We start from the raw sequence: 12,570 nt of genomic DNA on the forward strand, positions 1-12,570 counted from the left end.
TAATTTAATACAAATTCAGACAAGACCCTTTCAACAGGCTGCAAGCTTAAAGCACAGCTCTGTTAAATTTTATCGGTTATTACCCATTCGTGGCATTTTGCCCTAAAAATCGTTTTGAATAGAAAAGTTCCTTCGTCATGGATTCCTCTTGTTATGGATTCCTCTTGATCCTCAGGGCCAAAAAAGGAATGTGGTCAATAAAGTACCTATAGCGAGCGCTAACCAAACATTTGGAATAAAATAGCCAAATGCCAATAGCGCCACGCCCAACAACATATGGCGGCCACTTTGTTGCTGGCGCCCATAACGCCAAGCATAAAGGCCAACCATACTAAAAAAAATCCCACATAAAATAGAAGGAAGATCAAACATTTTATTTCCCCCGCTTACAATGTATTTCCAGTAGACTTTTTAAAGTACTTCCTGATACCACAAAGTCAACTCCTACCAACATAATGTTGTGTCAAAAATGAAAAGTTTTTTTACATCGTTACCCAAAAAAGTAGATCGAATTCTTTGTGTCGTTAATGGAGTAATTGGAGACACCTTAGAAAAAAGCAAAACCCGGCTTGCAATAAAGATGAAGCTTTATATGGCAGGTGGGCCACTTACTCTGAGCAAAAACTCCTTAAGTAAAATTACACCACCCGATACCGGTAAAATTTGCATCTTAGCTCATGGCAGCTGCGGTTCCGAAAAAGGTTGGGGATTTAGTCATGACATGTCAACAAACTATGGGTCTCTCCTCCAAAAAGACTTTGGCTATGCTCCCTTCTTTCTGCGCTATAACTCGGGAATGCATATATCCACCAACGGCAGACATTTATCGAACCTATTAGAAAAATTCATGGGTTGTTATCCTGGGAAAATAGGTGAGATAGTACTCGTCGGACACAGCATGGGGGGGCTAGTTTTTCGCAGTGCGTGTTATTACGGACAAAAAGAAAAAAGAAGATGGATAAAGTTTATCAGAAAAATTTTTTATTTGGGCACGCCTCATTTAGGTACCCATCTTGAAAAACTCGGGAAACTCACTACTGTTATCTTAAACCAAATTCCAAACCCCATTACAAAGGCGATTGTCATCTTAGGTGATTTACGAAGTGCCGGCATTAAAGATCTGCGACATGGATATGTGATCGATGAAGACTGGCAGAAAAAAAATGCCGGCGACCTGTTTTATTGGCATCAAAACAAACCTCCTCTCCTAAAAAAGGTTGATCACTACTTAATCTGTGGGACCCTTTCAAAAGTTGCCAATTCAAAAATGGGGCGTTGGTTTGGTGATGGCCTAGTTCATCTGGCAAGCGGTACGGGGATCCCCTTTTTGCAAGATCATTGTAAAATCATCCCAAGAATTTCCCACGAACATTTACAAAGAAGCGCACGAGTGTATGAGCAGATCCGAGAATGGTGTGGCAAATGAAGTTACTTCATTTTTTTTCGAAAGAAGCTCCTCTTCTTTGGACTTTTCTTTTAACCGCAATTTTTTTTATTTTTTGTTTCAGGTATGAAATAAAATTAAGCCTTATCGACCTCGCCATTGCTTTCGTTTTAGCTTATGGGTTTTGGTCTTTGTTTTTAACCCTAAGCAAGACTCTCTTTAAATTTAGTAAAATCACCCTGTTATTATCATTTCCCATATTTATTTTTTTTCTAACGCTTTGGTTGGGCCAGTTTATTCATCATTTTTTGTTTGGTAAATTTATTACCATGGCTCAATTTGATATGATTAGGTTGAATTGGCCGATTATTGCGGAACAATTTGAAAAGATATTTCAGGAAGCCTATTTTTGGCGTGCCTTAAGTTCTGTATTGGTATTTTTACTTACTTTCATCATTCTACTCAATTATTCCCCAGAATTTTTTAAACGACCCTTAAGAGCAAGCCATGGCATTCGATATTTGGCAGAAGCCCTTTGGGTGGTTTGGCTAATTTTGGGATGGGGCAATAGCCTTGGCCCCTGGGGAAGCAACCCCACGTTAGCGGGCATAAGATTAACACAAGAGATTTTTGTTTCGCTAAAGCAAGCCCCGCAAGGCATTTTTGGATATGGGGAAAGCTATCAGGCCCCTCCTTGGGTGGTTAAACGTCAACAAATTGAATTTTCTCAACCCATATCTCAAACTAATATTTCTGAGCGACCTAATATTTTATTGGTACTACTGGAATCTATACGTGCAGATCATCTTTCTAGCTATGGGTACCAGCGTGAAACCTCTCCTTTTTTATCAAGCATTATTCAAAACGAAAATGTTTATCAATTTGATCATGCCTTGTCGAATGCATCGGGCAGTTATTTTTCGTTAATTTCCTTAACCTCAGGGCTAGATTTTAGAGAAAAAATAGAAGACTTCGCAAAAGCCCCTTTAATTTGGGATTATTTAAAGTTGAGCGGATATCACAATTTTATGATTACCCAATCGGTGGGGTATCCACGTTACCAATTAGATCAATATTTTCAAACCCCGGGTTTAGATTTTTACTTAGACGTAGGGCAAATTAAATTAAAAGAGTTCTATGAGGGCCGTTCACAGAGCAAAAACTCTTTTTCAAAAAGACTACTCAAACAATTTTATGAAGAAACCGGGGTGCAACGTGATGATCAATATACTTTTGAAATACTTGAGCAGAAATTAAGGCAAACAAACAGTCAATCTCCTTTTTTTGGAATCTGGGAATTGGAATGCACGCATATCCCCTACTGCTATCCTCCAGCCCATGCCTTGTTTCATCCTGCAAAAAATTATTTTTTGGGAGATACCGATCTTACCAGCCTAATCAACGACTATGATAATGCCCTTGCTTATACAGATCATATGCTGAAAAAATTATTTGATTTAATGCACACCCTGAACTTGGCCAATAACACTGTTGTTATTATTACAGCGGACCATGGTGAAGCCTTTCGAGACCATGGGCAATTATTTCATGGAGGCACTTTATATTTAGAAGAATTGCGGGTACCGCTGATCATCTATATTCCAAAGTCTGTCGAACAGAAATTGGCTAAGCATTCTCAAGCAAATTTGCGGGAGAATACTCATGTGCCTGTTCAGTTAATTGATATTCTTCCAACTATTTTAGATTTAGGCAATTTAGGGAAAGGTGCAAAAGAAATTTTTGTTGGGCAGAGCCTGCTTGAGCCAATACCCCCTAATCGAAAGATTTATAGTGCCAATGGGACTTTGTTCCCCGGCAGAGAACATGAATTACCTAAACATTCTTGGGTCAATAGCGAAGGTCTCCAAGAAATTTATTATCATAACAGCAAAAAAACCGAGAGTTTTCATTTGCCGATTCAGTGACAATCTCCTTTTGTTTTCTTGCATTGCAATTTTAGGCCATAACCCGTAATAGCAAAACCCAAAATATGCTGCGTATTCAAGACCTCTGCAAATCCTATGGTGGCCAAGTTCTTTTTGATAAGGCATCTCTCCAGCTCACACCGGGCGAACGCCTTGGGCTGATGGGGAGAAATGGCCATGGCAAATCTACCCTATTCCGGCTTATTCTGGGCGAAGAACAGGAAGATTCGGGGATCATTAGCAAACCCAAGCATTATCGTATGGGGCATTTGGCCCAGCATCTCCATTTTACCCAACCCACCATTTTAGAAGAAGGCTGCCTTGGTTTAAGGCCCGAAGAAGAACATGATCATTATAAAGTCGAGCGCATCCTCTTTGGCCTTGGCTTTACCGAAGCCGATCTACAAAAAGCCCCGGCTGAATTTTCAGGTGGCTTTCAAATTCGTTTGAATTTGGCAAAGGTGTTAGTTTCTAATCCTAATCTGCTTTTATTAGATGAACCCACCAATTATTTAGATATCGTTTCTATTCGTTGGATTATTCAATTTCTTCGTTCGTGGGAAAATGAACTCATCATCATTTCCCATGACCGAGAATTTATGGACGCTGTCACAACTCACACCGCGCTCATTCACCGCCAAAAAATTAGACGGATTCAAGGCAATTCTAGGGCCCTTTATACATTGGTTGCACAGGACGAAGAAACATATGAAAAAACCCGCCTCAACGAAGAAAAGCAGCGCAAACATGCCGAGGCCTTTATTAATCGATTCAAAGCTCAAGCTAATCGTGCGACGCTGGTTCAGTCACGCATTAGAATGCTTGAAAAAATGCCCAAGCTCGACAAATTATCTCAAATCCAAAATTTGGATTTTCAATTTCACTACGCCCCGTTCCAAGCTAAAATTTTAATGGAAGTATCTGATCTTACTTTTTCGTTTCAACCCGAAAATCCGCTCATCTCCAATTTCAATTTAACCATCCAGGCTCACGATCGCATTGCCGTGATTGGGAAAAATGGTAAAGGCAAATCAACGCTACTTAACCTGTTGGCCCAAGAGCTTAGCCCACAAGCCGGCACCATCCGGCATCATCCGAATATGCAGGTCGGTTATTTTGGGCAAACCAATATCATCCGGCTTAACCCCAAATTAACTGTAGAAACAGAAATTGCCCACGCTAATTCTAAACTTGATCGCACCACCATTCGAAATATTTGTGGGCTAATGATGTTTAGCGGTGATCACGCTGAAAAAAAGATTTCTCATCTTTCCGGAGGAGAAAAAAGCCGCGTGTTGTTGGGAAAGATCTTGGCTGCGCCAGCTAACCTGCTCTTTTTAGATGAACCCACGAACCATTTAGATATGCAATCCATCGAAGCTTTGATGGAAAGCATCGAAAATTTTGAAGGCGCTGCGGTTATTGTCACTCATAGCGAAGAGATTTTAAGAAAGATTGCCACTAAACTCGTGGTCTTTCATCAAGGTAAAGTAAAACTTTTCTTAGGCACTTACGATGAATTTTTAGAAAAAGTTGGCTGGGACGAAACTCCGGACAAGGAATTCAAAACAACTGCTGCTATTTCAACAGAATCTTTAGTTGCCTCTCCTCTCAATAAAAAAGCAGCCCGCAAAAAAAGAGCTGATATTATCACCAAACGCTCTTGCACTTTAGACCCGCTTAAAAAAGAAATGGAAACTCTAGAAAAAGAAATCTGTGATTTGGAAGAAATGGTAGGGCTGGCCAATGCTGAACTGATCAAAGCCTCTCAAACCCAAAACCGTGAAGCATTTATTGTTTTATCAAAAAAGCTCAAAGACTCCCAAAAACAAATCGATGAAAAATTTGATCGTTTAGAAAAAATATCGCAAAAACACCACGAACAAAGTCACAAGTATGAAATGTTATTAAAAGAATGTTTGGAAGGATGAGCACGCCATGACCCACCTGGGTCGAAAATAACGAAAACTAGTGACTTCAAAATCAATTTAGGTTTAGTAGGATTTATGGAAATTAATGGCATTGCCCATATTCAATTGACCGTAAGTAATTTTGAAAAAAGTTTGCCTTTTTATAAGGCATTACTTCAATTTTTTGAAATGATTCCTATGTTCGAAACTGATGGTTTTTATTATTGCGTAGGTGGGCGCACCGGCATTGCCATTTCGCAAGCCTCTCCTGAACATAAAAATGAAAATTTTGTGCAAACTCGATGTGGTTTACATCATGTGTGCATTCGATTAAAAAAACATGAAGACGTCGATGCATTGCATGATTTAGCCAAAAAGCTAAATGCCAAGATTATCCGCCCACCCACGGCTAACCCTGAGTGGGCCCCTGGTTATTATTCTCTATTATTCGAAGATCCGGATGGCATTCGTATTGAAGCTAATTATGTACCTGGCAAAGGGAACCTTGATCCAAAGGTAACGTTACCCAAGGCTTGGTAAGGAGGAATCGTTATGCAAACTAGGTTTATCTTACAAAAGCTTATCGTCATCATGAGTCTGTTCGCGTCGTGGAGTATAGGCGCAACCAATGAAGTGACCTTAAAAGGTAAACTATCTCCACTCGTGTCACAACATGCCTCCCAACCACCTAAAGGCAAGTGGATTGAAGAAGAGTTTGACTTGGATAATGGGGAACACGTTGTTATTTATACCCAAACAAAAATCTCCTGCCCAGGTAAGGTGCAACTTACAGGAAGCTGGTTTGAGTTTGTGGTTGAACCGGAAAAACGCGATGGCAAAATTGTAACTAAGACAACAGAGTCTTATACCGAACGCCACTTCAATGTTTCAAATTGGGAATGTGTTAAGATCAACTAATCCTCGATGGTTAATCTAAGCTGGGTTTTACTTGATTAGAATAAGCTTGTTTGTCTTCTTTTCGTTTGGTTTCTTAATATCAAAGCTAGGTAGAAAGTAATTAGGAATTTTGTTGCTCAAAAAACGGGGATTGCTACTGTAAATGCCACTTTCTTCAGAGTGCAAAGTAAGAGAGAAATTCAATTTATTCATTTTACCCATGTCACAGTTTATTGTGTTGTTGCCTTTTTGCTCACAATAATCTTCTTGTTTTGTCATTCCAGTAATCCATACGTTCTCATTGTCGACTACATACACTAATTTGCTCCCATCGGCAGACCATTGAGATGTCGCCCAGTCATCACTTGTGAACAAATTTTGTGGTTCTTTGATGAACGTCTGTAGTGAACCGCCATAAGGCTCCATTAAGAACAACCAACCTTTATAGTCTTTTTTTTCTTCATTATTTGTCATATAATCCGAGTTCACGAGAATCCTCTCGCCATCCGGAGTCCAATGGGTGGCGTAACAATTGGCTGGGGCTCCAAAATTTGCCAAGGGGGCCAAGTCAAAAAATTGATACGCCAGGGAAGAGGTATAGTTGCTGGTCAAATGGTCAATAACTACCCCAGTTTTCGCATCGACTTCCCAACAAAGCCAATTATCTGATTCAAACAAAATATCACCTACTATCATATTCGAACCCAAATTCATTGGAATAATTTGCTGCTTAATCTCTGTTTTGCTCCTAAAAATAATTGTTTTACCGTCAGGTGAAAATTCAGGACTTCGCTGCGGAGTGGGGTCCCAATCTCCAAGGGGAAGCTTATCAGAAGATAAAAGCTTCTTAGAAGAACCGCTGGGATCTTTGAGCTTTACTTTCCAAAGTGCTTCGTTTCCAGTGATTTGAGTTCCATCAAGTTGCTCGTGACAAGTTGAAACATAGACTATCTCTTCACTATCAGGTGAAAAAGAAAAATCGCTATTCCCACAAGGGCCCTCATTCGTGAAATAACTTTCCTGAGCGTTCATTGTTAGGGCTTTAGCTTTATCATAACCATCTTCTTCCTCTGTGAGAAAGATATTTAGCATGAATTCATTGACAACTGCTGGTGCTGGCACGGTCCCAGTCGTCCCCACTAATGAGTGATTGGATAGGTAAGCGATTTTTTTTCCGTTTGGCGACCACGAGAGAGAATAAATGTGCTTGTTTGTTTTTAATTTTGTCAAAGGCTTAACCCCACTGCCATCTTGATTCATGATCCAAATATTAGTCGAAAATTTTAGTGTTGAGTCTGTTCCATCCAGATTGCGATCAGACACAAATAGAATTTTTTTACCATCCGGGGAAGGTTCTGGGGATTGAGAATGAGCAGAGGTCAATTTCGTAAGAGGAGTATGCTGTTTGGTCTTGTTGGAATAAGACCATATATTTCTAACAGGACCCTTTGTTTCACTGCCGTCCAAAGCACGATTGGATTCGTATATTACCACGAAATCTTCAGAAGACGATTCATCTATCTCTGGATCTTGTGGAGAGGATGTTGGAATAGGAGTAAATGTTGGAACCGGTGTAGAAATCGATGGAGGTATGGACCACGCAAAATCTTCCTGGGGTGTATGACTACCACCACAAGCAGTGAGCAAACTTACTGAAAAGATTAAGTATATAAATCCAAACTGAAATTTGTTGGCTGACATGCATTTACCCCTCTTTAAAGTGTATGGGAACCATTCCCTACTCGCAAGGATTATCGATTAATGATAGATGCGGAGTCTTAAGATAAGGACCAAAAGGGCATTTTTGTGTATACTTGTTGTATACAGCTTACACGTTGCATCCAATGAGAATTTCGGCTTCGGTTAAATTAGCAACAATGACGTCATCGAATGAACAGTTTAACCATACCACGCCATCCAGAGCTAGAGTAATGCTCAAGTCAATGGTTCCATCATTATTTTCAGCCAAAGACCCACTCATCAAATGTACCCCTGTTGAAAAAGTCGCTTCAAACTGAAAACTTACATCGTTTCCAGAATTATCAAAGGTAAGAAATCCATCGCTTGAAAAAGTAACAGTGGCATTTGTCTCGGAGGCAGAAAGATCCTGATCCCAACTATGGGTTACCAAGGTCCCCTGTTCGGATACCGTATAGGTGCCAGTTCCCGTATAAGTGCCATTGTCTGAAGTAACGGAACAATTACTAAGGGTAACTTGACTCCCCTGAACAGCCATTTCACCACCCCCAGGGCAAGTAATAGGGAAAGAAAGCGTCTTATTCGATTCAACAACAGAGCCCAATGCCCCCCAAGCTGCGGCTGACCACGAAATAAAAGTCACGACATCGTCGGCTGCGGTTCGGGCCAGTTCTCCTGAGGGATTACCAGAACCACATCGAATTATCGACAAGCTTAAAACTAAAAATGTAATAACGATTCTTTTTTGCTTCACAAGATTTTACAAAATTACATACCTAAAAGCACAGCTGAACGCTTTTGCCATTGCCCTAACTTGATTTTATGAATGGCCTTACATTCTTCGGGAGTAAGTTTTAAATTGAGTTGATTGATAACCGCGACAGGATCTTTCTTAAAGCTCTGATACAATGTTGAATCATTGTTGAGCACATCGAGCAATTGTTGGATTGCGTTGTGATTCATGATTTTACTCCTGTAAAGAAATCTTATTAATTAACTTTTCCAAAGATCGTTGAACTTTGCGCCCAAACTTTAGCCCATTCAAAATTTGACGGGCCTTCTCGCAATAAAACTCAATGAATATGGCAGTATGTTCTATGCTGCCCGATGAAGTCAAATGCTTTTTGATTTTTGCACGCGCACCTTTAACGTGCCCAGCTCGTTCTAAGAGTTTTAAGAAAGCAGCCTGATTTTTTATTCTCACAAGATGTAGCGCAATGGGTAAAGTTAAGGAACTATGTTTTAAATCTTTGCTTTGCGGAGCCCAAAAAAGATCAAAGACATCCGAGGAAATTTGCAAGGCCGTACCAAGAAATTTACCAAAGTCAGCACACTTTTGTTCGATTATAGGTGAAACCGAAGCTATTTTAGCCGCCAAGCGACAGAAGAGGCTAAGTTCTTCTCCACTCTTCTTCAAAACCATAGCTTCGATAGCATTGGGGTGAATCGTGTATGGGTTTGCCAAGGATAAATCTTGAAATTGGCCAGCAGCCATGACCAAAAGAGAATCTGAAATGGTTTTGAGTAGGGCAAAGTTTTTGGAAACAGATGCCAATTCTCTTAATACTAAGTTGGGCAATGCGGTTAGCAACACCGCTGATGCTAGGCTTAATTGTGCAGGAGAATATGGGCTTTCACTCTTATATAAATCTTGATCGTGCAAATCATCTAAGAGATCGCAACCTAGAAACAATAGAGTTGTCAAAACCCCAAGCCAATGGCTCTGAGCTATAGAGTTATTAAGCCCCAACGATAAATGATAGGGGATGTCAACACAGGGTGCCCAGTTTTGAAACTGTCTACTCTTTTTTAAATTGATGAGCCTATTTTTTAAAATCGTGCGCAGCAAATCGGATGGAAGATATTGATCGAACAAACGGTCTGTTTTTTTAAAGATAAGGTTAATATTTTTACCTTGCATAGAAGATCTCTTTACTATCATTTGAAAATGCGCCAAAGCCCATTTTATGAAAAAATTCTTAAGCCTATCGATTGTTTTCGCCACCCTTGGCATGAGCAGCTTTAATATTATTCCTCATGACTTTATGAATAAAAAGCCTGCGCCGGGAGAAACTTTTTTTGATGCTAAATTTGGTTATGCCATTACCCGTATCTCCAAACCCCCTAACTTCACCGGGCGTTGTTTGGTACCTGAATATTCGAAGCGCCAGGTTTTTAATGCCGACGAATCTTGGTTGAGACTTCAAGATTGTGATGGTCGCACTTTAATTTATGATGCCAAGAACTATCAGTTTAAGAAAATTTTAAAAGATGAAATCACCGGGGCACAAGATATCTTTTGGCACCCTAGCCTCCCTCACCTCCTTTACTTTAACACCGAAGCTACTTTAAAAATTTATGATATTAACACCGATACCATCACCCCTGTCTTCACCTTTAAAAATCCTCAAGGAGCTCCTTACGTAACCGCTGACACTTTTGCCGAGGGGAATTTATCTAACGATGGGCGTTATTATGCTGTCATGGGTCGCATGGGTGATCATGATTTTAAAGAAATTTTGGTATTGGATATTTTCAGTAAAACCCTCGTAAGTCGCCGCAACCTACCCACCGGGATTGATTTTGTAGATTGGGTTTCTATTTCCCCGCTGGGTCATTATGTGGTGGTTGATTATGCAACGAGCGCGCGAGGGGTTGAGGTATATCCTCTTGATCTAACTAAATTATTATGGACGAAGCCGCTCGGCACCGGGCATAGTGATTTAGGGTTAGATGCAGATGGTTCAACTGAAATTTTGGTGATGGATGTTTACGATCCGAACCTTAACAAGACCGTGATAAAAAAATTCCTGCTCCGGGATGGCCAAACAGCGGATCTTTTAAACTTGGGGCTATTTGACCTGCATATTTCTTGTCGCAATATCAAACGCCCTGGTTGGTGTTATATGAGCGTGTTTGACATGAATGATCAGCAATCAACCGATGCCACCCACTGGGATTTATTTGCCGACGAAATCTTTGCTTTAAAATTAGATGGCAGTGCCATAAAATCACCAAACGGCGTTGAACGCTTGGCCCATCATCACAGTCGCCGCTATGGGAATGAAGGTGTCTATGCCGCCGAACCCCATGCCACGGTAAGTGCTAAGGGAGATCGCATCGTCTTTGGCAGTAATTGGCGTGAAAATATTTACCAAGAAACTTCGATTGACCCTTATGTTTTAGATTTACGAAATAAAAGGTGAACCCATGACTCTTAATAACAAAATAGGTTGGAAAAGAGAGATATTTCCTGAATCTTTTTTAAGCCAGTTTAAATGGAGTTTCTCCAATAAGAAAATGCATCGCCGATGGCTTGCTACGATTGGTGTTTTATTCTTGTTAGGACTTCTTGATTATATTCCGCTGCCTTTCCTCAAGACAAACTTGAATTCGTTGCTTATTTCGCAAAATATTTTTGAACTTTTCAAAACCAATGGAATGGTTCAATCAATTTTTTTGACATCTTTAGGATTGGCACCTTTCTATTCAGCCTGTATCTTGACGCAATTTGTTTTTTTCTTAACTAAGAAAAAAAGAACGTGCCTTTTTGAGGGAGGTGCTTCTCGAACAACCTTGCTGCAATGGACACTTTTTTTTACGATTCTATTAGTTACCTTACAAGCTATTCTTTTAACGAAATCTTTGCAGGATAATGGTCTGCTGCAATTAGGGATGACCCCTTATTTATTAGGCACGTTGTCTCTTATGATAGGCATTTTTTTACGACTCTTTGGAGCACTCATGGTTACACGCTATGGCATTGGCCATGGTTTTGGGCTTCTTTTCATATTAGATTTTATCCAAAAACTTATTGTTGATATGAGACCATTTTTTCAAATTGATCAGCTTTGGACTTTAATAAGTCTTATTCCATTGATACTAATCATCTGGGTTTTATGGGTAATAACAACACTCAAAAAAGAAATAACCCTTTCTTCCCATGATTCTAAAAACAATATTTCTCTACCCTTCCGACTTTCTTGTTTAGGCAATGAACCTCTTTATTGGGCCATTGCTTTAATGTTTCTACCAGCGACTCTTTATCATTTTTTTTCCAGTCCTCTTTTGAATGAATTGGCTTCTATGATATTGACAGGGTGGATGGGATCTTTTCTGGCACTCACTCTTATTTCTATCTTTGGATTTATTTACTTCACATTGCTTTTCAGACCAGATCGAATTATTTCCCTTTTAAAAAAACATCAGTTTATACACAGCGAAGAAAATAATACGCTACTCAGAAGAGATTTAAATCAGCAAATGAAGCCAATCGTTTTGGTTATTATACTAATTCTGTTTTTAACTGCTAATACCTACTTTTTGGTAACCTATTTGGGAATCCCTGCAACGTTGGCCCAATTTTTGGGAGTAAATTTGCTAATCACCACAGGTGTGTTTTTTGATCTAAGAAAACGGTTGGCATTTTTTAAAGAACAAGAAACGACGGCTTTTCGAGAATGGGTGTTAGCTTATGTGGCTAGTGATGAAATAGAGGCTCAAGTCAAAAAACAATTTTTATCTAATCAGGGTATTACCACCCTCATCGAACCTCTTTGCTACACATGGGGTATGCCCATAAGAACCATCATCGATGAATACCGGATTTATGTTCCATTATCTCAATCGAACCAAACCCGATCGGCTCTTTTATCACCAAATTCGTGACACCTATGAAAATTTTGGGGTATTGCAAGGAATATGAAAAATCATATTGAGAAAATAGTTAAAGTAATTTACTCTAAGGCCAGGTGTT

The 12,570-nt window shown here is 39.7% G+C and carries 12 protein-coding genes; 7 read left to right on the forward strand and 5 right to left on the reverse strand.

Features of this window, described 5'->3' with window-relative positions:
* Positions 1-171: 171 nt before the first annotated feature.
* Positions 172-372, reverse strand: a complete 201-nt coding sequence (locus HYU97_05160) for a hypothetical protein (GenBank protein MBI2336131.1) — start codon at positions 370-372, stop codon at positions 172-174.
* Between the two features lie 97 nt (positions 373-469).
* On the opposite strand from HYU97_05160, the gene HYU97_05165 reads away from it, so the two are divergent.
* From HYU97_05165 to HYU97_05185, 5 genes are all read left to right on the forward strand, one after another.
* Positions 470-1,426, forward strand: coding sequence for a hypothetical protein (locus HYU97_05165; GenBank protein MBI2336132.1), 957 nt, complete (start codon positions 470-472; stop codon positions 1,424-1,426).
* Complete coding sequence (locus HYU97_05170) at positions 1,423-3,309, forward strand: sulfatase-like hydrolase/transferase (GenBank protein ID MBI2336133.1); 1,887 nt, start codon at positions 1,423-1,425, stop codon at positions 3,307-3,309. Before HYU97_05165 ends, HYU97_05170 begins: the two co-directional genes overlap by 4 nt.
* A 65-nt stretch (positions 3,310-3,374) precedes the next feature.
* Positions 3,375-5,240, forward strand: coding sequence for an ABC-F family ATP-binding cassette domain-containing protein (locus HYU97_05175; protein ID MBI2336134.1), 1,866 nt, complete (start codon positions 3,375-3,377; stop codon positions 5,238-5,240).
* Between the two features lie 75 nt (positions 5,241-5,315).
* Entirely contained in the window at positions 5,316-5,759 is a 444-nt protein-coding gene (locus tag HYU97_05180) for a VOC family protein (GenBank protein ID MBI2336135.1), read from the forward strand.
* Between the two features lie 12 nt (positions 5,760-5,771).
* Positions 5,772-6,137: a hypothetical protein gene (locus HYU97_05185; GenBank protein MBI2336136.1), complete on the forward strand. Its 366-nt coding sequence runs from the start codon at positions 5,772-5,774 to the stop codon at positions 6,135-6,137.
* Between the two features lie 27 nt (positions 6,138-6,164).
* On the opposite strand, the gene HYU97_05190 is transcribed toward HYU97_05185, so the two are convergent.
* The 4 genes from HYU97_05190 to HYU97_05205 form a co-directional block, all read right to left on the reverse strand.
* Positions 6,165-7,817, reverse strand: coding sequence for a PD40 domain-containing protein (locus HYU97_05190; protein ID MBI2336137.1), 1,653 nt, complete (start codon positions 7,815-7,817; stop codon positions 6,165-6,167).
* 127 nt (positions 7,818-7,944) lie between these two features.
* Positions 7,945-8,568: a hypothetical protein gene (locus tag HYU97_05195; GenBank protein MBI2336138.1), complete on the reverse strand. Its 624-nt coding sequence runs from the start codon at positions 8,566-8,568 to the stop codon at positions 7,945-7,947.
* A 14-nt stretch (positions 8,569-8,582) separates the two neighbouring features.
* Positions 8,583-8,777 (reverse strand): hypothetical protein, encoded by a 195-nt coding sequence (locus tag HYU97_05200; protein ID MBI2336139.1) that lies wholly within the window; start codon positions 8,775-8,777, stop codon positions 8,583-8,585.
* A 4-nt stretch (positions 8,778-8,781) separates the two neighbouring features.
* Entirely contained in the window at positions 8,782-9,735 is a 954-nt protein-coding gene (locus HYU97_05205; GenBank protein ID MBI2336140.1) for a polyprenyl synthetase family protein, read from the reverse strand.
* 46 nt (positions 9,736-9,781) lie between these two features.
* On the opposite strand from HYU97_05205, the gene HYU97_05210 reads away from it, so the two are divergent.
* Both HYU97_05210 and HYU97_05215 read left to right on the forward strand, forming a co-directional pair.
* Positions 9,782-11,020, forward strand: a complete 1,239-nt coding sequence (locus tag HYU97_05210) for a hypothetical protein (GenBank protein ID MBI2336141.1) — start codon at positions 9,782-9,784, stop codon at positions 11,018-11,020.
* A 4-nt stretch (positions 11,021-11,024) separates the two neighbouring features.
* The gene (locus HYU97_05215) at positions 11,025-12,482 is read left to right on the forward strand and encodes a hypothetical protein (protein MBI2336142.1); all 1,458 of its coding nucleotides are present in this window, start codon (positions 11,025-11,027) and stop codon (positions 12,480-12,482) included.
* Positions 12,483-12,570 lie beyond the last annotated feature (88 nt).

The sequence above is a fragment of the Deltaproteobacteria bacterium genome (genome assembly GCA_016183235.1).
Taxonomy (GTDB): domain Bacteria; phylum UBA10199; class UBA10199; order DSSB01; family JACPFA01; genus JACPFA01.